The organism is Kocuria flava, from assembly GCF_001482365.1.
Lineage (GTDB): Bacteria > Actinomycetota > Actinomycetes > Actinomycetales > Micrococcaceae > Kocuria > Kocuria flava.
Map to the genome: position 1 here is coordinate 2,762,669 of NZ_CP013254.1, position 22,420 is coordinate 2,785,088.

The 22,420-nt window shown below is 76.1% G+C and carries 20 protein-coding genes and 1 pseudogene; 5 read left to right on the forward strand and 16 right to left on the reverse strand.

From position 1 onward, the window contains the following. Window position 1 precedes the first annotated feature (1 nt). The 3 genes from rpmF to coaD all read right to left on the reverse strand — a co-directional run bounded on the left by rpmF (window position 2) and on the right by coaD (window position 1,350). Complete coding sequence (gene rpmF / locus AS188_RS12325) at window positions 2–205, reverse strand: 50S ribosomal protein L32 (RefSeq protein ID WP_058859099.1); 204 nt, start codon at window positions 203–205, stop codon at window positions 2–4. Between the two features lie 2 nt (window positions 206–207). Further along, entirely contained in the window at window positions 208–723 is a 516-nt protein-coding gene (locus AS188_RS12330) for a YceD family protein (protein ID WP_230780467.1), read from the reverse strand. Window positions 724–882: 159 nt separating this feature from the next. Continuing rightward, entirely contained in the window at window positions 883–1,350 is a 468-nt protein-coding gene (gene coaD, locus AS188_RS12335) for a pantetheine-phosphate adenylyltransferase (RefSeq protein WP_058859100.1), read from the reverse strand. Window positions 1,351–1,433: 83 nt separating this feature from the next. On the opposite strand from coaD, the gene AS188_RS12340 reads away from it, so the two are divergent. Further along, the gene (locus AS188_RS12340) at window positions 1,434–2,657 is read left to right on the forward strand and encodes an aminotransferase class I/II-fold pyridoxal phosphate-dependent enzyme (RefSeq protein WP_058859101.1); all 1,224 of its coding nucleotides are present in this window, start codon (window positions 1,434–1,436) and stop codon (window positions 2,655–2,657) included. Between the two features lie 28 nt (window positions 2,658–2,685). Here AS188_RS12340 and AS188_RS12345 read toward each other — a convergent pair whose 3' ends face one another. The 5 genes from AS188_RS12345 to thiL are packed head-to-tail and all read right to left on the reverse strand — an operon-like array spanning window position 2,686 to window position 9,090. Continuing rightward, window positions 2,686–4,023 (reverse strand): UDP-glucose dehydrogenase family protein, encoded by a 1,338-nt coding sequence (locus tag AS188_RS12345; protein ID WP_058859102.1) that lies wholly within the window; start codon window positions 4,021–4,023, stop codon window positions 2,686–2,688. A gap of 27 nt (window positions 4,024–4,050) precedes the next feature. Continuing rightward, window positions 4,051–4,683, reverse strand: a complete 633-nt coding sequence (locus tag AS188_RS12350) for an RsmD family RNA methyltransferase (protein ID WP_058859103.1) — start codon at window positions 4,681–4,683, stop codon at window positions 4,051–4,053. Window positions 4,684–4,720: 37 nt separating this feature from the next. Beyond that, window positions 4,721–7,030: an ATP-dependent DNA helicase RecG gene (locus tag AS188_RS12355; RefSeq protein WP_058859104.1), complete on the reverse strand. Its 2,310-nt coding sequence runs from the start codon at window positions 7,028–7,030 to the stop codon at window positions 4,721–4,723. 7 nt (window positions 7,031–7,037) lie between these two features. Continuing rightward, a complete protein-coding gene (locus tag AS188_RS12360; protein WP_307725712.1) occupies window positions 7,038–8,018 on the reverse strand; it encodes a DAK2 domain-containing protein in 981 nt (326 codons plus the stop codon). Continuing rightward, the gene (gene thiL / locus AS188_RS12365; RefSeq protein WP_058859106.1) at window positions 8,008–9,090 is read right to left on the reverse strand and encodes a thiamine-phosphate kinase; all 1,083 of its coding nucleotides are present in this window, start codon (window positions 9,088–9,090) and stop codon (window positions 8,008–8,010) included. The genes AS188_RS12360 and thiL overlap by 11 nt, the downstream gene beginning before the upstream one ends. Window positions 9,091–9,151: 61 nt before the next feature. On the opposite strand from thiL, the gene AS188_RS12370 reads away from it, so the two are divergent. The 3 genes from AS188_RS12370 (at window position 9,152) to AS188_RS12380 (ending at window position 11,180) form a co-directional block, all read left to right on the forward strand. Then, window positions 9,152–9,631 carry a DUF3515 domain-containing protein gene (locus AS188_RS12370; RefSeq protein ID WP_058859107.1) on the forward strand — a complete coding sequence of 160 codons (480 nt, stop codon included), beginning with the start codon at window positions 9,152–9,154 and terminating at the stop codon, window positions 9,629–9,631. A gap of 256 nt (window positions 9,632–9,887) precedes the next feature. Continuing rightward, complete coding sequence (locus AS188_RS16960; protein ID WP_058859108.1) at window positions 9,888–10,490, forward strand: hypothetical protein; 603 nt, start codon at window positions 9,888–9,890, stop codon at window positions 10,488–10,490. 81 nt (window positions 10,491–10,571) lie between these two features. Next, entirely contained in the window at window positions 10,572–11,180 is a 609-nt protein-coding gene (locus AS188_RS12380; protein ID WP_058859109.1) for a class F sortase, read from the forward strand. A 15-nt stretch (window positions 11,181–11,195) separates the two neighbouring features. Here the strand turns inward: AS188_RS12380 and AS188_RS12385 are convergent, their stop codons facing one another. The 6 genes from AS188_RS12385 to leuC form a co-directional block, all read right to left on the reverse strand. After that, window positions 11,196–12,353, reverse strand: coding sequence for a D-alanine--D-alanine ligase family protein (locus AS188_RS12385; protein WP_058859110.1), 1,158 nt, complete (start codon window positions 12,351–12,353; stop codon window positions 11,196–11,198). Then, window positions 12,350–13,438 carry an NAD(P)H-dependent glycerol-3-phosphate dehydrogenase gene (locus AS188_RS12390; RefSeq protein WP_058859920.1) on the reverse strand — a complete coding sequence of 363 codons (1,089 nt, stop codon included), beginning with the start codon at window positions 13,436–13,438 and terminating at the stop codon, window positions 12,350–12,352. The genes AS188_RS12385 and AS188_RS12390 overlap by 4 nt, the downstream gene beginning before the upstream one ends. Before the next feature lie 137 nt (window positions 13,439–13,575). After that, window positions 13,576–14,322 (reverse strand): lysophospholipid acyltransferase family protein, encoded by a 747-nt coding sequence (locus AS188_RS12395; RefSeq protein WP_058859111.1) that lies wholly within the window; start codon window positions 14,320–14,322, stop codon window positions 13,576–13,578. Between the two features lie 10 nt (window positions 14,323–14,332). Beyond that, window positions 14,333–15,649, reverse strand: a complete 1,317-nt coding sequence (murA, locus tag AS188_RS12400) for a UDP-N-acetylglucosamine 1-carboxyvinyltransferase (RefSeq protein WP_058859112.1) — start codon at window positions 15,647–15,649, stop codon at window positions 14,333–14,335. A gap of 173 nt (window positions 15,650–15,822) precedes the next feature. Further along, entirely contained in the window at window positions 15,823–16,422 is a 600-nt protein-coding gene (leuD, locus tag AS188_RS12405; protein ID WP_058859113.1) for a 3-isopropylmalate dehydratase small subunit, read from the reverse strand. Window positions 16,423–16,452: 30 nt separating this feature from the next. Next, window positions 16,453–17,931 (reverse strand): 3-isopropylmalate dehydratase large subunit, encoded by a 1,479-nt coding sequence (gene leuC, locus AS188_RS12410; protein WP_058859114.1) that lies wholly within the window; start codon window positions 17,929–17,931, stop codon window positions 16,453–16,455. Between the two features lie 249 nt (window positions 17,932–18,180). Here leuC and AS188_RS16610 point away from each other — a divergent pair. After that, window positions 18,181–18,825, forward strand: a pseudogene (locus AS188_RS16610) (IclR family transcriptional regulator); the annotation flags it as partial. A gap of 97 nt (window positions 18,826–18,922) precedes the next feature. Here AS188_RS16610 and AS188_RS12415 read toward each other — a convergent pair. Next, entirely contained in the window at window positions 18,923–20,611 is a 1,689-nt protein-coding gene (locus tag AS188_RS12415) for a GTPase (protein ID WP_058859115.1), read from the reverse strand. Continuing rightward, a complete protein-coding gene (locus AS188_RS12420) occupies window positions 20,608–22,380 on the reverse strand; it encodes a dynamin family protein (RefSeq protein WP_058859116.1) in 1,773 nt (590 codons plus the stop codon). Before AS188_RS12420 ends, AS188_RS12415 begins: the two co-directional genes overlap by 4 nt. Window positions 22,381–22,420 lie beyond the last annotated feature (40 nt).

Genomic DNA, 22,420 nt, shown 5'->3' on the forward strand with positions numbered 1-22,420 from the left:
GTCAGGCGTCGGCCACCTTGCGGCCCTTGTACTCCAGGAACAGCGCGGTCCCGGCGGAGTCGGTCACGACCTTGGCCTGGTGCGGCAGGCTGTAGGTCACCTTGCCGTTCTCGACGGTCTTGACCAGCTTCGGCGCGGACGCCTTCCACTGGGAACGGCGGGCGCGGGTATTCGCGCGGGACATCTTCCGCTTGGGAACAGCCACGGCTAACTCTCTTCTCTTGGTTCGGTCGTCTGGGCCGGGGTGCCGTCCTGCTCGAGCAGACCCGCGAGGGCGCTCCAGCGAGGGTCGGTCACCTCGTGGTGGTGCCCCGGGTCGTCCTCCAGGCGCGCGCCGCACTGGGCGCACAATCCCTGGCACTGCTCCCGGCACACCGGTTGGAACGGCAGCTGCGTGATCACTGCGTCCCGAAGCATGGGTTCGAGGTCGATGCTCTCGTCCCGAACGTCATACAACTGGTCGTCCTCGGACTCCTCCCCGCTCTCGCCGGCGGAGTCGAAGACGTAGAGCTCCTGCACGTCGACGTCCAGATCGTAGTCGATCGGGTCGAGGCACCGGCTGCACTCGCCGTGGACGGCGACGCCTGCGGTGCCCGAGACCAGGATCCCGTCGTGGACGGACTCCAGGCGGAGGTCCAGAGCGATCTCCGACCCCTCCGGGACGCCGATCAGCGCGTTGCCGAAGTCCTTCGGCGCGGGCACGGCCTCCTCCAGGGTTCGCATGGTCCCCGGACGGTGCTCGAGGTCCCGAACACCGATGATGAGGGGCGAACTGTTCTCGCGGCTGATGACAAACTCCTGGTGGATTTCTGCTCGACGGACCATGGTAGCGTGCCGCGCCGCACGTTCTCAACCGCGCCCGTGGCGCGCCGCGGGCGCGCCTCAGCGGCCGAGGGCCGCCAGCACCGGCGCGGGCACGAACGGGGCCACGTCCCCGCCGAGGCCGTGCACCTCCTTCACGAGCGTGGAGGACAGGTGCAGGTAGCGGGGGTCCCCGGGCAGGAACACGGTCTCCACGCCGGTGAGGTGGCGGTTCATCGTGGCCATGGGCACCTCGTAGGCGTAGTCCTCGCCCGAGCGCAGGCCCTTGACCAGGGCCACGGCCCCGCGCCGGGCCGCGTACTCGGCCAGCAGCCCCTCCCCCATGGGCTCGACGACGACGCCCCGGACGCCGGCGAGGCTGCGCCGGACGAGCTCGAGGCGCTCCTCGCGGTCGAAGCGGTAGCGCTTGTGCGGATTGGTGGAGACCGCGACGACCACCTCGTCGAACAGCGCCGCGGCGCGCTCGACCACCTCGACGTGGCCGAGGTGGACGGGGTCGAAGGATCCGGGGCAGACGGCGCGGCGCATGCGCCCCATCCTAGGGGCGCGAGCCCGTGCGCCCGGCCCGCGCCGGACCCGCCCGCCGCGGGGCCTCCCCCTAGACTGGCCGCATGGACGCCTCCGGACCGACCGAGACCCCCGCCCCTCTGCCCTGGGAGCGCATGGCCCGCGGCGGGGGCCTGCTGGGCCCGGACGGGCGGCCGGGCGGGACGGTCTTCGAGCGGATGTCCCGGCTCGCCGCGCGCACCGGGGCGATCAACCTGGGCCAGGGCTTCCCCGACGTCGACGGGCCCCCGCAGATGCTCGAGGCCGCGGTCGCGGCGCTGCGCAACGGGGGCAACCAGTACAGCCCCGTGGCCGGGACCCCGCAGCTGCGGGAGGCCGTGGCCGAGCACCAGGCCCGGTTCTACGGGATCGACGTCGACCCCGAGCACGGCGTGCTCGTCACCGTCGGCGCCTCGGAGGGCATCGCCGCGGCCATGCTGGCCTTCCTGCGCCCGGGCGACGAGGTCGTGGTCCTCGAGCCCCACTACGACCTCTACGGGGCCGTGGCCGCGTTCGTCGGGGCGCGGCTGGTGACGGTGCCCCTCGAGCCGCCCCGCTTCGCGCCCGAGCCCGACCGGCTCGCGGCCGCGTTCGGGCCCCGCACCCGGATGGTGCTGCTCAACGACCCGCACAACCCGACGGGAACGGTGCTCGACGACGCCGCGCTGGGGCAGGTCGCGGCCCTCGCCGCGGCCCACGACTGCGTGGTCGTCACGGACGAGGTCTACGAGCACCTGCGCTACCCCGGCCCGCACCGACCGCTGGCCGCGGTCCCGGGGGCGTTCGAGCGCACCCTGACCGTCTCCTCCGTGGGCAAGACCTTCTCGGCCACGGGCTGGCGCGTGGGCTGGGTCAGCGGGCCGCGGCGGCTCGTGGAGGCCGTGCGGGCGACCAAGGCCTATCTCACGCACAGCGCGGCGACCCCGCTGCAGCTGGCCGCGGCCGCGGCCCTGGGCAGCCCCGACGCGTTCTACGCGGAGCTGACCGAGGACTTCCGGCGCCGCCGCGACGTGCTCGTGGCGGGGCTGGCGGCGGCCGGGGCGCACCCGGCCCAGCCGCAGGGGACGTTCTTCGTGGTGGCCGACGTCGCGGCGCTGTGCGCCCGCCACGGCGCCGCGGACGCCACGGCCCTGGCCCCGGCGCTGGCCGAGGAGACGGGGGTGGTCGGCGTGCCGGTCTCCGCCCTGGCCTCGGCGGCGCGGGCCGGGGACTACGGGGACTGGATGCGCTTCTCGTTCGGCAAGCGCCCGGAGGTCCTCGAGGAGGCGGTCCGGCGCCTGGCCGGCTGAGCCGGCCGGGCCCGGACCGCCCTCCCCGTCAGGCCACCGGCAGGGCGCGGCGCCCGAGCGCGCGGTAGGTGAAGCCGCCGGCCTCCCACTGCTGCGGGTCCAGGACGTTGCGCCCGTCGAGGATCTGGGGCACGGCCACCAGCGGTTCGAGCTGGGCCGGGGTCATGGCCTTGAACTCGGCCCACTCGGTGAGCAGCACCACGACCTCGGCGCCGGTGACGGCGGCCTCGAGGGAGTCGACGTAGTCCAGGCGGGGGTAGCGCTTCGCGGCGTTGGCGTTGGCCTTCGGGTCGTAGACGGCGACCTCCGCGCCGATCGAGTGCAGGCGCGCGGCGATGTCCAGGGCCGGGGAGTCGCGCACGTCGTCGGAGTCGGGCTTGAAGGCCGCCCCGAGCACCGCGACCTGCTTGCCGACCACGGACCCGCCCAGCATCTCGGTGACCGCCTGGACCGTGGCCCCGCGGCGGCGGGTGTTGACGTCGTCGACCTCGGCGAGGAAGCGCACCGACTGCTCGACGCCCAGCTCCGCCGCCCGGGCCCGCAGCGCCCGGATGTCCTTGGGCAGGCACCCGCCGCCGAAGCCGACGCCGGCGTTGAGGAACTTCCGCCCGATCCGCTCGTCGAGACCGATCGCGTCGGCCAGGGTGCGGATGTCGCCGCCGACGACCTCGGTGAGCTCGGACAGGGCGTTGATGAAGGAGATCTTCGTGGCCAGGAACGCGTTGGCGGCGACCTTGACCAGCTCGGCGGTCTCGTAGTCGGTGACGATCAGCGGCACCCCGGACTCGAGCTGGCGGGCGTAGACGCGGCGCATCACGGCCTCGGCACGGGCCCCGTCCGCGCCGTCCAGGCCCAGGACCATGCGGTCGGGGCGCAGCGTGTCGGCCACGGCGAAGCCCTCGCGCAGGAACTCGGGGTTCCACACGAGCTGCACGTCCACGCCGGGGCGGGCGGAGGCGCGGGCGATGTCGGCCAGGCGGCGGGCGGAGCCCACGGGGACCGTGGACTTGCCGGCGATCACGCAGTCCTTCGTGGCGGCCGCGGCGATCGAGCCCACGGCGGCGTCGACGAAGCGCATGTCCGCGGCGAACGCGCCCGGGCGCTGCGGGGTGCCCACGCCCACGAAGTGGACGTCGCCGAAGGCGCCGGCCTCCTCGTAGCTCGTGGTGAAGCGCAGCCGGCCGGACCCGACGTGCTCGCGCAGCAGCTCGGCGAGGCCGGGCTCGTGGAAGGGCAGCTCACCGCGCGAGAGCGCGTCCACCTTCGCGGGGTCCACGTCCACGCCCAGCACCTCGTAGCCCAGCTCCGCCATCGAGGCGGCGTGCGTGGCCCCCAGGTAGCCCGTGCCCAGCACCGTGATCTTCATGAATTCCCTCTCGTCGTCGGACCGTAGTCAGTATGCATCGTCATGGGTCCCCGTCCCGGCGGGCGGGGTCCCGGCCGTGTCCCCGGCGGGGGCCTCGTCCGCCTCGGCGAACCACGTCGCGGTCTCCCCGTGGCGGGCGTGCGCGAAGCGGCGCAGGCCCGCGGGCCACCGCGGCTCCGGGGAGCGGGCGGAGCGCTCGACCACGACCACGCCCCCGGGGCGCAGCCGCCCGGACAGCCGGGCCAGCACCGCCGTGAGCTCCCGCTCGCCCAGCGGGTAGGGCGGGTCGGCCAGCACGAGGTCCCACGGGCCCTCGGCGGGGTCGGCGAGGTAGGTCTCCACGCTCCCGCGGTGGACCGTCACGACGTCGTCGCGGCCCAGGGCCCGGTGCACGAGCGCGGCGTTGTCCCGGCACACCCGGGCGGCGGGGCCGTGGCGCTCCACGAGGGCGACCTCGGCGGCCCCGCGGCTGGCGGCCTCGCAGCCCAGCGCCCCGGAGCCCGCGTAGAGGTCCGCGACGGCGGCGCCGGCGAGCATGTTCCACGACTCCAGCCGCGCGAACAGGGCCTCCTTGACGCGGTCGGTGGTGGGCCGGGTGCCCTGTCCGGGCACCGAGCGCAGGCGCAGCCCGCCCGCGGCCCCGGCGACGATCCTGCTCACGGGCGTCCTCCTGCTCGTCCTCGGGCGCGCACCGGGCTCAGCCCCGGTCCAGGAACGCCTCGGCGTCCGGGTCGAGGTAGCGCCCGATCGCCTCGGCCAGCTCGGGGTGCTCGTCCAGCCCGGGGTCCTCGGCCAGGATCGAGACGGCATCGCGGCGGGCCCGCTCGATCAGCTCGGCGTCGTCGAGGGCGCGCAGCAGCCGCAGCGTGGAGCGCCCGCCGGACTGGGCGGCGCCGAGGATGTCGCCCTCGCGGCGCAGCTCGAGGTCGGCCCGGGCCAGCTCGAAGCCGTCCGTGGAGGCGGCCACGACGTCCATCCGCTCCCGGGAGGGGTGCTCCGGCGGGCGGCGGGTGACGAGCAGGCACGTCCCGGCGTGCCCGCCGCGGCCGATCCGCCCGCGCAGCTGGTGCAGCTGGGAGATCCCGAACCGGTCGGCGTCCACCACGACCATCAGCGTCGCGTTGGGCACGTCCACTCCCACCTCGACGACGGTCGTGCACACGAGCACCCCGACCTCGCCCTCGGCGAACTCCCGCATCACCCGGGTCTTCTCGGCCGGGTCCAGGCGCCCGTGCAGCACCTCGGTGCGCACCCCCGCCAGGGCCGGCTCGCGCTCCAGCAGCTCGGCCAGCCACGCCACGGAGGCCAGGGGGGCCTCCGCGTCCTCGGGCTCCGCGGCCGCGGCGGCGGCCGCCTCGGCGAGGGTGGGCCGGGGCGCGGGGGCGTCGTCGTCCTCGCCGATCTTGGGCACCACGACGTAGACCTGGCGCCCGGCCTCGACCTCCTCGCGGGCCCGGCGCCACAGCCGCCGCTCCCAGGCGGGGTGCTCCACGAGACCCACGACGTGCGTGGTGATCGGGCGCCGCCCGGCCGGCAGCTGGTCCAGGACGGAGACGTCGAGGTCCCCGAAGACGGTCATGGCCACGGTGCGCGGGATGGGGGTCGCGGTCATCACGAGCAGGTGCGGGGGGCGGCCGGCCTTGTCCCGCAGCCGGTCGCGCTGCTCGACGCCGAAGCGGTGCTGCTCGTCCACGACCACGAGCCCGAGGTCGGCGAACCGGACGACCTCGGAGAGCAGGGCGTGGGTGCCGATGACGATCCCGGCCTGCCCCGAGGCGATCTCCAGCAGCGCCCGCTTCCGGGCCGCGGCTCCCATGGAGCCCGTGAGCAGCACGACGCGGGTGCCGTCCGGGTCGCCGTCGAGCTGACCGCCCCGGCCCAGGGGGCCCAGGGCGGCGAGCACGGAGGCGTGGTGCTGGGCCGCGAGGACCTCGGTGGGCGCGAGCAGGGCAGCCTGCGCACCGGAGTCCACGACCTGCAGCATCGCCCGCAGGGCCACGAGAGTCTTGCCCGCGCCGACGTCGCCCTGCAGCAGCCGGTTCATCGGGTGGGACCCGGCGAGCTCGGCGGCCAGCTCCTCGCCCACGGCCCGCTGCCCGCCGGTGAGCTCGAAGGGCAGGGCGGCGTCGAAGCGCGCGAGCAGCCCGCCGGGGCGGCCCGGGCGGGCGGTCGTGGGGTGGGCGGCGAGCTCGGCCCGGCGGCGCGCCAGCGCGCACTGGAGCAGGAAGGCCTCCTGGTAGCGGAACCGGCGCCGCGCCTCGGCGTGGGCGGCGGCGTCCCGCGGCCGGTGGACCTGTCGGTAGGCCTCCTCGAGGCCCATCAGCCGCTCCCGGCCGAGCACGGCGTCGGGCAGCGGTTCGGGCACGGCCCCGAAGTCCACGACCGGCAGCAGCGCGTGCACGGCGCGGGCGATCTTGTCCGTGGTCAGCTTCGCGGTCGCGGGGTAGATGGGGATGGGCCGCTCGGCCCGCTGCTCGGCGGTCTCCCCCGCCTCGGGGTCCTCCGGGTCCAGGATCGCGTAGTGGGGGTTGGTCATCGTCAGCGCGCGGTCGTAGAGGCCGACCTTCCCGGAGAACAGGGCGTGGGTGCCGGGGCGCAGGTCCCTGGCGGCGGTCCAGGCGTTGAAGAAGCTCAGGCGCATCGTCCCGCCCGTGCCGGCGCCGGTGTCCCCGTCGTCGGCGAAGAGCCTGCGGGGGTCGGCCGAGGCCCGGTCCGTGATGACGACGTCGGTGATCGACCCGCGCCGCGAGCGCATCCGGCGGGTGGACGTGGAGACGACCTCCGCGACGATGGTCACCTGCTGGTCCAGGCGCAGCTCGTCGAAGGGGGTGAGCTCCCCGCGCGGCATGTAGCGGCGGGGGAAGTGGTCCAGCAGCCCGCCGATCGTGGTGATGCCCAGCTGCCGGTCGAGGGCCTCGGCCGTGCCCCTGCCCAGCAGCGGGGCCAGGGGCTGGTCGAGCTCGGGGACCGGGTCGGGGAACGCCCCGCCGCCGTGCCGTGCGGTCACGGCGGCCTCAGCCGTCCTCGGCGCCGGCGGCCCCGGCCGCCTCGGACAGCGAGGTCACCGACAGCGCCACGGGCTCCCCGCGCGGGGAGATCACGGCCAGGGCGTCCTCGGGTCGTTCGACGTGCACGTGCACGCGCCACCGGTAGGCCTCCTCGACCTCGGTCACGGCGCTCATGATGACGCTGGACCCGACCTCGCTGAGCTCGTGGCGCAGCTCGGCGGCGTCCAGGGGGCTCAGTTCCACCGTGCACATCACCTCGACGCCGCCGTGCACGACGTGCGGGGCGTCCACGGAGCGGGGCGCGGCCGCGGCGGCGGTGTCGAGCAGGCGCTGGACGGCCGCCTCGGCGACGACGTCCTCCCCGCCGACGGTGCGGGCGAGGGCGTCGAGGACCACGAGCATGCCCAGGGCCCCGGCGTCGACCGTGCCGGTCTCCCGCAGCACCTCGAGCTGGCCGGTGGTGGCCGGCACCGCCTCGAGGGCGGCCGCGCGCACGTCGTGCAGGAAGTCCTTGAGCTGCTGGTTGGTCCCCTCCCCGACGTCCTCGGGCACGGGCACGGCCGCGGCGGCCTCGAGGACGGAGAGCATGGTCCCCGGCACGGGGTCGGTCAGCACGCTCCAGGCGCGCACGTGGCCGGCGTGCAGGGCGAGCCGGGCGGTCTCGGCGCTGAGCCGCGTGCTGCCCTCGAGGGAGCGCCCCACGGCGGTGAGGAACACGGAGAACAGGGTGCCCGAGTTCCCGCGGGCCTCCTCGAGGGCCGCCTGGCCCGCGAGGGCGAGCAGCTCCCCGACGTCGGTGGTCTCGATCACGGCGGCGGCCTCGGCGGCCGCCCGCACGGTCGCGGCGAGGTTCGTGCCGGTGTCGGCGTCGGCCACGGGGAAGACGTTGAGGGCGTCGAGGACGGGGGCGTGCCGGACGAGGTCGCGGTGGGCCAGGTCGAGCCACCGCCGCATGACGGCCGCGTTCGATCCGATCCTATGGTTCAAAGTGATCCCATCCTTCGCCGGTGCGGTGCCCGAGGGCCAGCTCCGGCGCTCGTCCGTCGAGCAGCACCCGGGGGCGGGGTCCTGCCGGTCCCGGGGGCGCGGGCGCACACGAGCCTATCGCACGGAACGGACGCGGCAGCGGCGCCCCGGCGGGCAGGACGGCGAGCAGCCCGTGGTCCTCGCCGCCGGTCAGCACCCAGTCGCGGGGGTCGGCGCCGAGCAGCGCGGCCGCCGGGTCCAGCGGCCGGGCGAGCCCGCCGACGGCGGCGGCGTCGAGGTCGACGACGACGCCGCTCGCGGCGGCCAGGCGACCGGCGTCGCGCAGCAGCCCGTCGGAGAGGTCGATCATGGCCAGCGCCCCGGCGCGCGCGGCGGCCGGCCCCGCCGCGACGGGCGGGCAGGGGCGCAGCTGCGCGCGGGCGAGCCCGTCGAGGCGGGGGTCGGCGCCGGGGCGGTAGCGGGCGTCCTCGAGCAGGGCGACCCCGGCGGCGGCCCGGCCGGTGGTCCCGGCCAGGGCCAGGACCCCGCCGGCGGCGGCGCCCGAGCGCAGGACGGGGTCGCGGCCCTCGAGGTCGCCGGTGACGGCGGCGGTCACGGACAGCTCGCGGCCGGCCCCGAGGTCCCCCCCGACCACGGCGCAGCGGTGCGCGCCCATCGCCTCGCACCCGGCCACGAACCCGCGGGCGAAGTCCTCGGGCCAGGACACGGGCGTGGCCGGCGGCAGGGTCAGGGAGACGACGACGGCGGTGGGCACCGCGCCCATCGCCGCGACGTCGGCCAGGTTCTGGGCGGCGCACTTCACACCGGTGTCGAAGCCCGTGGTCGGCGTCCCGCAGGGCCACGCCAGCCGGAAGTCCTGGTCCTGGACCTGGGTGTCGACGGTGAGCACGAAGCGGCCGTCCGGGGCGGCGACCACGGCGCAGTCGTCACCGGGTCCGGTGAGCACGTGCGCGAGGGCGGGGCGCTCGAGCAGCGGCAGCACCCGGGCCAGCAGCTCCGCCTCGGAGAGCTCGCCGACGACCGGCTCGCCGGGCGCCGGGACGGGCAGGGGGGCCGCCGGGGGTCGGGTCATGGCGCCATCCTAGCGACGGGCCCCGGCCCCGGCCGGCGCCGGGGCCGATTACGCTGGGGGCATGGCCCTCCCCCGCCCCGCCCGTGCCCTTCCGCCCGCCCTCGCCCTGGCGGCCCTGCTGAGCGGGTGCACCCCCGCGGTGACCGTGGATCCGGCCGAGAACGCCGCCGACCCCGGCTGCGCGCCCGCCATGGTGGCCGTGCCGGAGCGCATCGGCGACCACGACCGCCGGGAGACGACGAGCCAGGCGACGACGGCCTACGGGGACCCGACCGCGGTGGTCGTCCGGTGCGGGGTGACCCCGCCCGGGCCCACGACCGACCCGTGCTCCTCCGTCAACGGGGTCGACTGGCTGCTGCGCCGGGACGAGGGCGAGACGTGGACGGCGACGACCTACGGGCGCGACCCGGCCGTCGAGGTCGTCTTCGACAGCGGGGCGGTGGCCTCCTCGACGCTGCTCACGGAGCTGGGCTCGGCGGTCGAGCGCATCCCCGCGGAGCGCCGGTGCGTGGACCTCGCCGACGCCGCCGAGGGCCTCTGACCCGCCGCCCCCTCTTTTCCTCCCGGCGTCACATCCGCCTTCGCTATTGCCAATCGCCGGGAAACGGCCATAGTGGACTGCACAGCCGTCCTCCGGCACGCCCGCCCGGCCCGCACGCGCCGGGGGCGGGCCGGGACGCGCGGGACGACCGGCCGGGGCGCACGGGGGTGCGCGCCCGGTCCCGGGACCGGCCGCGCGGCCGGCTGCCGGCCCCGGACGGAGCCGGGTCCGCATGGGGGAACAGGAGAACCAACGCATGACCGCTCTCAAGAGGCTGGTGGCCGCCGGATCCACGACCACCGCACTGATCGGGGGGCTGCTCGTGGCCGCACCGGCCGCCGTCGCCGAGGAGGTGCCCGCACCGGCCGCCGAGCTCGCGGCACCGGCGGCCGCCGGGGCGCCCGTCGTCGAGGCCCCGGCCGCCGAGCCGGCCGCGCCGGTCCTGCCGGAGCCCGCCGCACCGGCCGCCGAGGCCGCCGTCGCCCCCGCGCCCGTCGCGGAGGCCCCCGTCGCCGAGGCACCCCTCGTCGAGGCCCCGGCCGCCGAGCCGGCCGCGCCGGTCCTGCCGGGGCCCGCCGCACCGGCCGCCGAGGCCGCCGTCGTGGAGGCCCCGGCCGAGGTGGCCCCGGCGGCACCGGCCGCGGAGGTCGCGCCGGCCGAGGTGGCCCCGGCCGCACCGGCCGCCGAGTCCCTGCCGGACCTCGGGACCAACGCCGGGGTGGCCGTCGACACCTTCCTGACGGCGGCCCCGCCGGAGCAGGCGGGCGCCGGGCTGATCACGGCGCTGCTGGCCGCTGCCGTCGCACTGCCCGGGGCGCTCGCGCTGCGGGCCCGCCGGACGGGGCGCGGCCGCGCCTGAGCCCGGTCCGGGGCCGGGGCCGTCCGCGGGCGGCCCCGGCCCCGGAGCGCGCCGCCGCACGAGCCGCCGCAGGCACCGCCGATGAGCACGAGCACCCGCCCCGCACCGGGCACGACGACCGCACCGCGCCGCGCCCCGGACCGTCTCGCCCGCTGGGCGGCGGCCGTCACGGTCTGCGCGGCCGTGCTGTGGGTCGCGCTGATGAACCAGTGGTGGATCGCCCAGCACGTCCTGGGCCACGTCCCGCAGGCCGCCCCGCCGGTGCGGCTGAGCATCGACGAGGTCGGCTTCGACACCGACGTGCTGCCCTACAGCCCGTCCGAGGAGGAGCTGGCCGAGGACGCGCTGGTGCCGCCGCAGACCTACAGCGGCTACTTCCTGACCCGCTACGGCATGCCCGGGGAGGGCTCGGCGAACACCACCTACGTCGCCGGGCACAGCTGGGACCGGATCCAGCTGCCGTTCAACCGGCTCTCCGACCCGTCGCTGGTCGGGATGCGGCTGGAGGTCGAGACCCTCGACGGCACGCTGGACTACGTCGTGGACTCGGTGGCGACCTACGACAAGGACGAGCTCGCCGGGTCGCAGATCTGGCGGATCGTGCCGAACCGGGTCGTGCTCATCAGCTGCTACACCCGGGACGCGGTCGAGAAGAACGTCGTCGTCGTGGCCTCCCCGGCGGGCGCCTGAGCGGGCGCCGCGGGCTCAGCGCAGCCCGACGGGCCGCTCCAGGGCCAGGCTCAGCAGCTCGTCGATCAGCGCGGGATAGCTCAGCCCGGAGGCCGCCCACATCCGCGGGTACATCGAGATCGGCGTGAAGCCGGGCATCGTGTTGATCTCGTTGATGACCACACGCCCGTCGTCGGTGTAGAAGAAGTCCGCCCGGCACAGCCCCTCGCCGTCGAGGGCCTCGAACGCGCGCACCGCCCCGGCGCGGACGGCCTCGGCGGCCTCCGCCGGCAGGTCCGCCGGGCAGCTCAGCCGGGCCGAGGCCTGGGAGACGTACTTGGCCTCGAAGTCGTAGAAGGCGTGCTCGTCGACGATCTCGATCTCCCCGGGCATGGAGGTGCGCACCGGGTCGGTGCCGCGGCCCTGCAGCACGGCGCACTCTATCTCGCGGCCCGTGATCGCCGCCTCCACGACCAGCTTGCGGTCGTGCTCGCGGGCGGTGGCGATCGCGGCGTCGAGGTCCCCCGGGCGCTCGACCTTCGTGATCCCGAAGGAGGACCCGGCGCGGGCCGGCTTGACGAAGACCGGCAGGCCCAGCCCGGCCACGCGCTCGCGCACGGCGTCCGGGTCGGCGCGCCACTGGCGGTCGGTGACCACCTCGTAGGGGCCCACCTCGAGCCCAGCCGCCTCGAAGGCGAGCTTCATGAAGTGCTTGTCCATGCCCATCGCCGAGGCGGTGACCCCGCAGCCGACGTAGCGCAGGTCGGCCAGCTCCAGCAGGCCCTGGAGGGTTCCGTCCTCGCCGAAGGGCCCGTGCAGCAGGGGCAGGACGACGTCGACGTGGCGGTCGCGCCCGACGGTGCCGCCGCACGGGCCGTCCTGGCGCACGAGCAGCTCGGACTCCCCCACCTTCAGGGGCAGGCTCACGAGGTCCTCGCCCACGGGCAGCTGCGCGATGGGCTGCTCGTCGAGCAGCCGCTCGAGCTCCTCCTGCGGGTAGAGGAACCACTCGCCGGAGGGCGCGATGCCGACCGTCACCACGTCCCACTTCTCGCGGTCGATGGCCCGCAGCACCCCGCGGGCGGTGATCAGGGAGATGGCGTGCTCGCTGGAGCGCCCGCCGAAGAGCACGGCCACGCAGGGCCGCGCGGGCGGGCTCCCGGCGGGGGCGGCGGGGTCCGGGGTGTGGGTCATGGGGCGGTCCCTTCGGATTTGAGTTCGCGGCCGAGGAGCAGGGGGGCGAGCTCGTCGACGGAGATCCGCTCGTCCAGGATCGCCACGACGGCCTCGGTGATGGGCATCTCGACGCCGTGGCGGCGGGCCAGCTCGAGCACGGCGGGGGCGGACTTGATGCCCTCGGCGGTCTGGGTCATCTCCTCCTGCACCTCGGCGAGGGTCTTGCCGAGGCCCAGCAGCCGGCCGGCCGTGCGGTTGCGCGAGAGCGGGGAGGAGCAGGTGGCGACGAGGTCGCCCATGCCGGCGAGCCCGGAGAGCGTCTCGACCCGCCCGCCCAGCGCGAGCGCCAGGCGGGTCGTCTCGGCCAGCCCGCGGGTGATGATCGAGGCCTTCGAGTTCTCCCCGAAGTGCCGGCCGTCGGCGATGCCCACGGACAGGGCGATGACGTTCTTCACGACCCCGCCGATCTCGGTGCCGACCACGTCGGTGTTGGTGTAGGGACGGAAGTAGCGGGTGCGGCAGGCGTGGGCGACCCAGGCCGCGAGCGCGGGGGCCGGGGCGGCGACGACGGAGGCCGTGGGCTGCTCCTCGGCGATCTCCATCGCCAGGTTCGGCCCGGAGAGCACGCACGTGCGCGCCCGCCAGTGCTCGGCGCCCAGGCCGGTGCCGCGGCCGAGCTCCTCGGCGACGACCTCGCTCATCCGCAGCCCGGTCGCGCCCTCGAGGCCCTTGGCCAGGGAGAGCACGACGGCGTCCGGGGCGACGTGCCGCGCCACGGCGGGCAGCTGCGAGCGCAGGGACTGGGCGGGCACGGCCAGGACCACGAGGTCCGCGCCGGCGACGGCCTCGCCGAGGTCGCCGGTGGCGGCGAGCAGCTCGGGCAGGCGGATGCCGGGGACGTAGCGGTCGTTGACGTGCGTGCGGGCGAGGTGGCCCATCGCGGCGGCGTCCCGGCCCCACAGCACGACCGTGCGGCGCAGCGGCTCGTGGCGGGCGTGGGCGGACTCCCGGGCGCTGTCGGCGAGGACCTTCGCGAAGGTCGTGCCCCACGAGCCGGCCCCGAGCACGGCGACCTTGCGCGGGCCCGGGCCGGTCGGCGCGATCGCCGGGGCGGCGGCGCCCGGCGCCGCGGCCGGGGTCCCGGCGCCTGCCGTCCCCGCTGCGGGGGCACCGGGCGCGGCGGCCGGGACGCGGTCCCCCGCCGGACCGGTGCGTGCCTGGTCCGTCCCGGCCGGGCCGGTCACGACCGGCCCCCGCGGCGGGCGTCCCACGGGCGGTCGGGGGCGGGCTGCCCGCGCAGCACGGCCAGCTCCGCGGTCACGGCGCGCATGATCGCCGCGGTGGCCTCCTGCAGCCGGTCCCGGTCCCCGCTGCCCGGGCGGGCCAGGTCGGGGCTCTCCCGGCGCCAGGGCGAGAGGTCCACGGGCGGGCCGAAGCGCACGCGCACGTCCTTGCGGGGCACGAGGCTGACGCGGCGGCGGCCGGCGGCGTCGCGGCCGAGGACCTCCTGGTCGCCCCAGTGGGCCACGGGCACGACCGGCACGCCGGCGGCCAGGGCCAGCCGGGCGGCCCCGGTGCGGCCGGTCATCGGCCAGCCGTCGGGGTCCCCGGTCAGGGTGCCCTCGGGGTAGACGACGACCGTCCCGCCGGCGTCGAGCACCGCGCGTGCGGCGGTCAGGGCGGCCGCGGCGTCGGCGGTGCCGCGCAGCACGGGCACCTGGCCGGTCGCGCGCAGCAGCGCGCCCACCACGGGGACGCGGAAGAGGGAGTCCTTGGCCAGGAAGCGGGGCAGGACCCCGTTGTCGTAGAGCGCCCAGGCCACCGTCAGCGGGTCCAGCTCGGTGAGGTGGTTGGGCACGACCACGAACCCGCCCGAGGCGGGCAGGTGCTCCTGGCCGCTCCAGCGCACCCGGGCCACCAGCCGGTAGGCGGGCCGGACGATCCCGGCCAGGACGCGGAAGAGGGCGCGGTCGGCAGCACGGCTCATGGGGCGGGGCTCACTCGTCGTCGAGGTCGAAGGACGCCCCGAGGCCGCTGAGCTTGTCGGTGAAGTGCTCGTAGCCGCGCTTGATCAGCTCCACGCCGGTCACGTGGGAGGTGCCCTCGGCGGCCATGGCGGCGATCAGGTGGGAGAAGCCCCCGCGCAGGTCGGGGATGTTGATCTCGGCGGCGCGCAGCGGGGTGGCCCCGGAGATGACGGCGGAGTGCACGAAGTTGCGCTGCCCGAACCGGCACGGCACGGAGCCCAGGCACTCGCGGTGCAGCTGGATGGTGGCGCCCATCCGGTTGAGCGCGCCGGTGAAGCCGAAGCGGTTCTCGTAGACGGTCTCGTGCACGATCGACACGCCGCTGGCCTGGGTGAGCGCCACCACGAGCGGCTGCTGCCAGTCGGTCATGAACCCGGGGTGCACGTCCGTCTCCACGATCAGCGGGTTCAGGTCCCCGCCGGGGTGGTGGAAGCGGATGCCGTCCTCGCCGATGTCGAGCCCGCCGCCGACCTTCCGGAAGGTGTTGAGGTAGGTCATCATGTCGGACTGCCGGGCACCGGCCACGAAGATGTCCCCGCCGGTGGCCAGCGCGGCCGAACCCCACGAGGCGGCCTCGATCCGGTCGGGCATCGCCCGGTGCCGGTAGCCGGTCAGCTCGGGGACGCCCTCGATGCGGATCACCCGGTCGGTCTGGACGGTGATGATCGCGCCCATCTTCTGCAGGATCGCGATGAGGTCCATGATCTCGGGCTCGGTCGCGGCCCCGCGCAGCTCCGTGTGGCCCTCGGCGCGGGTGGCGGTCAGCAGCACCTGCTCGGTGGCGCCGACGGAGGGGTAGGGCAGCTCGACCTTTGCGCCGGTGAGCCCGTGCGGGGCGCTCATCCGGATGCCGCTCTCGACCTTCTCGACCCGGGCCCCGAAGTGGCGCAGGACGTCGAGGTGGTAGTTGATGGGGCGGTCGCCGATGCGGCAGCCGCCGAGGTCGGGGATGAAGGCCTCGCCCAGGGCGTGCAGCAGCGGCCCGCACAGCAGGATCGGGATCCGGGAGTCGCCGGCGTGGGCGTCGATGTCCGCGTGGTGGGCGGTGGTGACCGCCGAGGGGTCGAGCTCGAGCACCCCGTCCGTGCGGGAGACCTGCACGCCGTGCAGGGAGAGCAGGTTGGTGACGACCTCGACGTCCTTGATCTCCGGCACGTTGGCGAGCGTGGACGGCGTCGACCCCAGGAGGGCGGCGACCATGGCCTTGGGGACGAGGTTCTTGGCACCTCGCACGGTGACCTGCCCGGAGAGGGGGACTCCGCCCGTGATGTGCAGTGCGCTGCTCATGACCTTCCGATCCTTGGGTTGCCGGACCGTCCCCCGGGCGGGGGCGGCACCCGTACAGTGTAGGTTCCCCGGACCGGGCCCCCGGACACGCGAGGGCCCGGCCGTGTCCGGGCCGGGCCCTCGCCGCCGCCCCGCCGGGACCCCTGCGGGGGCCCGGCGGGAGTGCGCGTCCCTCAGGTGCGCGCGGGCAGCGTCGTCGGCTTGAACGCGGGCCGCGAGGCCTCGTAGGCGGTGATCGCGTCCTCGTGCTGGAGGGTGAGCCCGATGTCGTCGAGGCCCTCCATCAGCCGCCAGCGGGTGTAGTCGTCGATCGTGAACGGCACCGTCACGGTGTCGCAGGTCACGGTGCGGGCCTCGAGGTCCACCTCGACCTCCGTGCCGGGGTGCTCCTCCAGCAGCTTCCACAGCAGCTCGACGTCGGACTGGTCGACCTGCGCCGCCAGCAGGCCCTGCTTGCCCGAGTTGCCGCGGAAGATGTCGGCGAAGCGGGCCGAGATCACGACCGCGAAGCCGTAGTCGCGCAGCGCCCACACCGCGTGCTCGCGCGAGGAGCCGGTCCCGAAGTCGGGCCCGGCCACGAGCACGGAGCCGTGGCGGTAGGGCTCGCGGTTGAGCACGAAGCCCGGGTCCTTGCGCCAGGCCGCGAACAGCGCGTCGTCGAAGCCGGTCTTGGTGATCCGCTTGAGGTAGACGGCGGGGATGATCTGGTCGGTGTCGACGTTGGACTGCTTCAGCGGGACGCCGACACCGCGGTGGGTGGTGAACTTCTCCATGGGGGTGCTCCTTCGGTGGGTGCGGGCGGCTCAGGCGACGGCCAGACCGGCGCCGACCGGGGCGAGGTCCGACGGGGAGGACAGCGTGCCGCGCACCGCGGTGGCGGCGGCCACCACGGGCGAGACGAGGTGGGTGCGCCCGCCCTTGCCCTGGCGGCCCTCGAAGTTGCGGTTGGACGTGGAGGCGCACCGCTCCCCCGGCGCCAGCTGGTCGGGGTTCATGCCCAGGCACATCGAGCAGCCCGCGAAGCGCCAGTCGGCGCCGAAGTCGGTGAAGACCTTGTCCAGGCCCTCGGCCTCGGCCTGCAGGCGCACCTTGGCGGAGCCGGGCACGACCATCATGCGCACGTTCTCGGCCTTCCTCCGGCCCTTGACCACCTCCGCGGCCGCGCGCAGGTCCTCGATCCGGGAGTTGGTGCACGAGCCGAGGAACACGGTGTCCACCGCGATCTCCTTCATCGGCGTGCCCGGCTCCAGGCCCATGTACTCCAGGGCGCGGCGGGCGTTGTCCCGCTCGTTGTCGTCGCCCAGCTCCTCCGGGTCCGGCACCGCGCGGGACAGCGGCACGCCCTGGCCCGGGTTGGTGCCCCACGTGACGAAGGGCTCGAGCTCGTCGGCGTCCAGGAAGACCTCGGCGTCGAAGACCGCGTCGTCGTCGGTGCGCAGCGTCGACCAGTACGCCACGGCCGCGTCCCAGTCGGCGCCGGTGGGCGCGTGCGGGCGGCCCTCGACGTAGTCGAACGTGGTCTGGTCCGGGGCGATCATCCCGGCGCGGGCCCCGGCCTCGATGGACATGTTGCAGATCGTCATCCGCGCCTCCATGGACAGCGACCGGATCGCGGAGCCGCGGTACTCCAGCACGTAGCCCTGCCCGCCGCCGGTGCCGATCTTGGCGATCACGGCCAGGATGATGTCCTTCGCGGACACCCCGGGGCGCAGCGTGCCCTCGACGGTGATCGCCATCGTCCGGAAGGGCGCCAGCGGCAGGGTCTGGGTGGCCATCACGTGCTCCACCTCGGAGGTGCCGATGCCGAAGGCCAGGGCGCCGAAGGCCCCGTGGGTGGAGGTGTGCGAGTCCCCGCACACCACCGTCATCCCCGGCTGGGTCAGGCCCAGCTGCGGGCCCACGACGTGGACGATGCCCTGCTCGGCGTCGCCGAGGGGGTGCAGCCGCACCCCGAACTCGGCGCAGTTGGCCCGCAGCGTCTCGATCTGCTTGCGCGAGGTGTCGTCGGCGATGCGGGAGAAGATGTCCTGCGTCGGGGTGTTGTGGTCCTCGGTGGCGATCGTCAGGTCCGGGCGGCGCAGGCCCCGCCCGGCCAGGCGCAGGCCCTCGAAGGCCTGCGGGGAGGTCACCTCGTGCAGCAGGTGCAGGTCGATGTAGAGCAGGTCCGGCCGGCCGTCCTCGCCCTGGCGCACGAGGTGGTCCGCCCACACCTTCTCGGCGAGGGTGCGCCCGCGCGGGGCCGTGCTGGGGGAACGAGGGGTCGTGGACTGGGTGTCCGGCATGGCGGATCCTTCCGTGCTGCCTGTCGAGGGTGCTCCTCCATGGTCCGGCGTGCGCCCGCGCGGTGGCCAGTCCTCGGACGTGCTTCTCACATTTTGAGACGTTAGTATCAGTGCATGGACATCTCCGGACATCTGGACCCGACGGGCGCGCCCCTGGGCAGCCCGCTCGGCGGGCACGGCAGCGGCGGCGGCCTGGACCTGCGCCCGAACAGCTCCCCCAGCGGCGTGGGCGTGGTCGACAAGGCCTCGATGATCCTCGACGCCCTCGAGGCCGGCCCCGCCACGCTCGCCCAGCTGGTGACGGCCACGGGCCTCGCGCGCCCGACCGTGCACCGGCTGGCGGTCGCCCTCGCCCACCACCGCTTCGTCGGCCGCGACGTCCAGGGCCGCTTCGTCCTGGGCTCCCGGCTCGCCGAGCTCGCCTCGGCCGCCGGCGAGGACCGCCTGATCGCGGCGGCGGGCCCGGTGCTGGTCCAGCTGCGCGACGCCACCGGCGAGTCGGCCCAGATCTTCCGGCGGCAGGGCGAGTGGCGCGTGTGCGTCGCCTCGGCCGAGCGCCCCATCGGGCTGCGCGACACCATTCCCGTGGGCACCCAGCTGTCGATGAAGGCAGGCTCCGCGGCCCAGGTGCTCGTGGCCTGGGAGGACCACGACCGGCTGCTGGAGGGGCTGCGCAGCGCCCGCTTCTCGGCGACCGTGCTGGCCGGGGTGCGCCGCCGCGGCTGGGCCCAGTCCCTGGGCGAGCGGGAGCCGGGCATCGCCTCGGTCTCCGCGCCCGTGCGCGGGCCCTCGGGGCGGGTGATCGCGGCGGTGTCCATCTCCGGCCCGATCGAGCGGCTGACCCGGCAGCCGGGCCGGCTGCACGCCGAGGTGGTCGTGCAGGCGGCCCGCCTCCGGGCCGGCTGCGGCTGCCGCTGGGCGGGGACGCCGCTGCGCGGGGAGCCGCCGGGACGGCCCTGCCGGCCGTTCCCGCGCGGGCGGCGGGGACCGCTCAGCGGCCGAGCACGCCCAGCGCCTCGCGGAAGGCGCCGTGGGCCGCCAGCTCGTCCTCGACGGGCTCGACGACGGTGCGCCGGCCGGCGTCGGCGACCGAGGCCCGCAGCCTGCGCCGCACCGCCCGCTCCCGCAGCCGGGCGCCGAGCCCGGCCAGGACCCGGCCGGTGAGGGCCGTGAAGAGCCCGGTGACCACGCCGGCGAGCACGAGCAGGGTGGGCACCGGCAGCGGGAGGCCCTCGACGACCGGTGGTGGCGGCACGGGGACCTGGAACCACTCGAGCAGGAACAGCCCGAGCAGCCACAGCAGCCCGGCGACGAGGGCGGCCATCGCGAGCCACTGCAGGGCGTCGAGGACGAGCCACCACCAGGAGCGGCGGCGGGCGCGGAAGTCGGTGCGGGCCACGGCCTGGTCGAGCTCGTCCGGCAGGTGCTGCTCGTGGGTGCGGGCGGCCTGGCGCAGCGAGCGCGTCCAGGGCTCGGGCGCCCCGGCGGCGGCGTCGTGGGCGAAGGTGCGCACGGCGGCGTCCGCGGCCGCCCGCTGGGCCGGGCCCATGGGCGGCAGGGACGTGCGGTTGACCTCGGGGTTCACGGTCTCCCCCCGGTCGAGGTTGAGCCGGCGCAGCGGGTCCTTGCGGAACCGCTGCAGCCAGCGGGTGGCGATCCACCCGGTGTGCGCGGTGGCGTGGAGGGTGTAGGACCTCCCGGCGGCGCGGGCGATGCCGGCGGTGTTGGCGGCCCGCTCCAGCCCGTCGGTGAGCCGGTCCTCCGCCTCGGGGGTGATGCCGGCGGGCTGGCCCTCGCCGGAGGCCTCGGCGAGCCCGGCGGCGGCGTCGTCGACGTCGGCGTCCAGGCGCGCCGAGGCCGCGGCGCGGGTGTCGGCGACCTCCCGGATGCGCGCGCGCAGGTCCTCGACGCCCTGCCCCGTCGCCGCGGAGACGGCCACGGGCCTCGACAGGCCCGTGACGGGCAGCCCGTCCTGCACGAGCAGGTCCTCGAGGGAGCGCAGCACGGCGGGCACCTCGGCGGCGGGCAGCCGGTCCGCCTGGTTGAGCACGACCATGGTCACGGCCCCGTGCCGGGCCAGCGGGGCGATGAACTCCTGGTGGATGAGGGCGTCGGCGTACTTCTGGGGGTCCACGACCCACACGACGACGTCGACCATGCCCACGAGCCGCTGCACGATCGTGCGGTGGTGGAGGCTGACGGAGTCGAAGTCGGGCAGGTCCAGCAGGATCAGCCCGCCGGGCTGCTCGGGGGCCGCGGGGCCGGTGAGCCGTTCCCGCACCCGGGTCCACCGGCCCCCGCCTACCGCGGGCGCGGGCAGGGGGGTCTCGGCGTGGTGGCGCTGGGCGACGCCGAGCCAGTCCAGCAGGGGCTCGCTGCCGGCCTCGCCCCACACGGCGGCGAGCGGTTCCGCGGTCGTGGGCCGGCGGGCGGCGGTGCGGGCGACGTCGCGGCCGAGCACCGCGTTGAACAGGCTGGACTTCCCGGAGCCGGTGGCGCCGAAGAAGCCGACGACCGTGTGGTCGGCCGACAGCGACCGGCGCTCGGCCGCGCGGTCGAGGACCGTGCGGGCGGCGGCCACGGCCGCGTCGTCGAGGCGGCCCTCGGCGAGGTCGGTGGCCTGGGCCAGCGCGGTGAGCCGGTCGGAGAGCGTGGGCGCCCCGCGCGCCGCCGGGCTCACTGTCCCGCTCCCAGCCGGGCCGCGGCCGCGCGCACGCGCGCGGCCGCGGTCGTGAGCTCCTCGGCGCGGGACCCGCCCGCGAGGACGTCGAGCCGGTCCAGGAACACCGCGGCCTGCTCGTCGAGCAGCGCGCGGATGCGGGTCTCCAGGTTGCGGCGGGCCTCCTCGGCCATGCGGCGCACGGCGTCCTCGCCGAAGACGGCCTCGAGCAGCTTCGTGCCGACGACCCCGGAGCCGCCGGCGATGCCGACCTCCAGTCCCGTGAGCCCGCCGGTGGTGGAGAACACGGCGATCATCAGCACGACGGTCAGGGCGTTGACGCCCAGGGACATCGCGCGCGCCTTCGTGCGCTTGTCGGCGCCCTCGCGCTGGATCAGGTCCATGAGGTCGCCCTGCCAGGCGCGGATCTGCGCGGCGGTGCGGGCCGGGAAGTCCGCCGGGAGGCTCCCGAGGTCGGACCCGCCCAGCAGGGCCCGGCCGGCGGGCTCGTCCTGCCAGCGGCGCTCGGCGGTCTCCGCGGCGCGGGCGGTCTCCTCGACGACGACGGTCTGCAGCCCGGACTCGATGGCCTCCTCGACCTGGACCTCGGGGGCCGGGCGGCCGGTGAGGAAGGCGGTGACGCGGTCGCGCAGCCGTCCGATGCCGGCCTCGAGGCCGCGGAAGAACTCGCCGGTGCCGACGAAGTCCTGCCACCGGGCGAGGACCTCCCCGCGCAGCAGGGTCCCGTCCCGGGTCGAGTCGACGACGGCGGCGAGGGCCTCGTCGAAGGCCCGCTCCACGTCGCTGCGCAGCTGCTCCCCGACGCGGTGCTGGGCGGCCACGGCCTCCCCGGCGGCCCGGGCACGGTCGGCGACCGAGCCCACGGCGCCGCCGAGGGTGCGGCGGGCGATCCCGGAGCGGGCCGCGGCGTCGCGGCCGAGCGCGGCGAGGTAGTCCGCCACGGGGGCGACGACGTGCGGGGGCAGCATCCCGGTCTCGTTGAGCGGGGACTCGGGGACGGTGAAGACCGGGGCCTCGGCGAGGCCCTGCTCGCCCAGCATCCGCCGCAGGTCCTCCTCGATCTCGGTCTCGAGCCCGGGGGGCACCCGGTCCAGGACCACGGCCACGGTGATCCGCCGCTGCGCGGCCTCGACGAGCAGCCGCCACGGGACGGCGTCGGCGTAGCGGTTGGCGGTCGTGACGAACAGCCACAGGTCGGCCGCGGCCAGCAGCTGCCCGGCGAGCCGGCGGTTCTCGTCGGAGATGGAGTCGACGTCGGGGGCGTCGAGCAGGGCGACGCCCTCGGGGATGCGCGGTTCGGCGAGCAGGACGAGGGCCTGGCCGTCGGCGGTGCCCGGCAGGGCGTGCGGGGAGGCGGTGTCCGCGGCGGTCGAGCCGGCCGGGGTGACCTTGCGCGCGTGGATCCTGCTCAGGTGCGGCAGCACCCGCTGGGTCGCGAAGGCCTCGGCGTCGCGCGGGTGGTGCACCAGGATGGGCTGGCGGGTGGTCGGGCGGATCGCGCCGGCCCGGGTGACCGGGTGGCCCACGAGCGCGTTGACGAGCGTGGACTTGCCGGCGCCCGTCGACCCGCCGACCACCGCGAGCAGCGGGGCGTCGAGGGACCGGACGCGGGGCAGGACGTAGTCGTCGAGCTGCGCGACGGCGCGCCCGATCTCCTCCCGTCCGTGCGCGGCGCCGGCCGTGGACAGGGGCAGGTCCGCGCCGGCGAGCAGCGCCCGCGCGTCCTCGAGGGCCCTCAGGAGCTCCGTCTGGTCGTTCACGGTCCCCATTGTGCCAGTCAGCGTGCTGAGCATCGCCCGGGGACGGACC

What these genes read in the sequence shown, in the direction of transcription:
- AS188_RS12340 (WP_058859101.1), top strand. Translation starts at nt 1,434, where the DNA reads ATGGACGCCTCCGGACCGACCGAGACCCCCGCCCCTCTGCCCTGGGAG.
- leuD (WP_058859113.1), bottom strand. Translation starts at nt 16,422, where the DNA reads ATGGAGAAGTTCACCACCCACCGCGGTGTCGGCGTCCCGCTGAAGCAG.
- AS188_RS16960 (WP_058859108.1), top strand. Translation starts at nt 9,888, where the DNA reads ATGACCGCTCTCAAGAGGCTGGTGGCCGCCGGATCCACGACCACCGCA.
- AS188_RS12345 (WP_058859102.1), bottom strand. Translation starts at nt 4,023, where the DNA reads ATGAAGATCACGGTGCTGGGCACGGGCTACCTGGGGGCCACGCACGCC.
- AS188_RS12420 (WP_058859116.1), bottom strand. Translation starts at nt 22,380, where the DNA reads ATGGGGACCGTGAACGACCAGACGGAGCTCCTGAGGGCCCTCGAGGAC.
- thiL (WP_058859106.1), bottom strand. Translation starts at nt 9,090, where the DNA reads ATGACCCGACCCCCGGCGGCCCCCCTGCCCGTCCCGGCGCCCGGCGAG.
- AS188_RS12395 (WP_058859111.1), bottom strand. Translation starts at nt 14,322, where the DNA reads ATGAGCCGTGCTGCCGACCGCGCCCTCTTCCGCGTCCTGGCCGGGATC.
- AS188_RS12370 (WP_058859107.1), top strand. Translation starts at nt 9,152, where the DNA reads ATGGCCCTCCCCCGCCCCGCCCGTGCCCTTCCGCCCGCCCTCGCCCTG.
- AS188_RS12380 (WP_058859109.1), top strand. Translation starts at nt 10,572, where the DNA reads ATGAGCACGAGCACCCGCCCCGCACCGGGCACGACGACCGCACCGCGC.
- AS188_RS12385 (WP_058859110.1), bottom strand. Translation starts at nt 12,353, where the DNA reads ATGACCCACACCCCGGACCCCGCCGCCCCCGCCGGGAGCCCGCCCGCG.
- murA (WP_058859112.1), bottom strand. Translation starts at nt 15,649, where the DNA reads ATGAGCAGCGCACTGCACATCACGGGCGGAGTCCCCCTCTCCGGGCAG.
- coaD (WP_058859100.1), bottom strand. Translation starts at nt 1,350, where the DNA reads ATGCGCCGCGCCGTCTGCCCCGGATCCTTCGACCCCGTCCACCTCGGC.
- AS188_RS12330 (WP_230780467.1), bottom strand. Translation starts at nt 723, where the DNA reads ATGCGAACCCTGGAGGAGGCCGTGCCCGCGCCGAAGGACTTCGGCAAC.
- leuC (WP_058859114.1), bottom strand. Translation starts at nt 17,931, where the DNA reads ATGCCGGACACCCAGTCCACGACCCCTCGTTCCCCCAGCACGGCCCCG.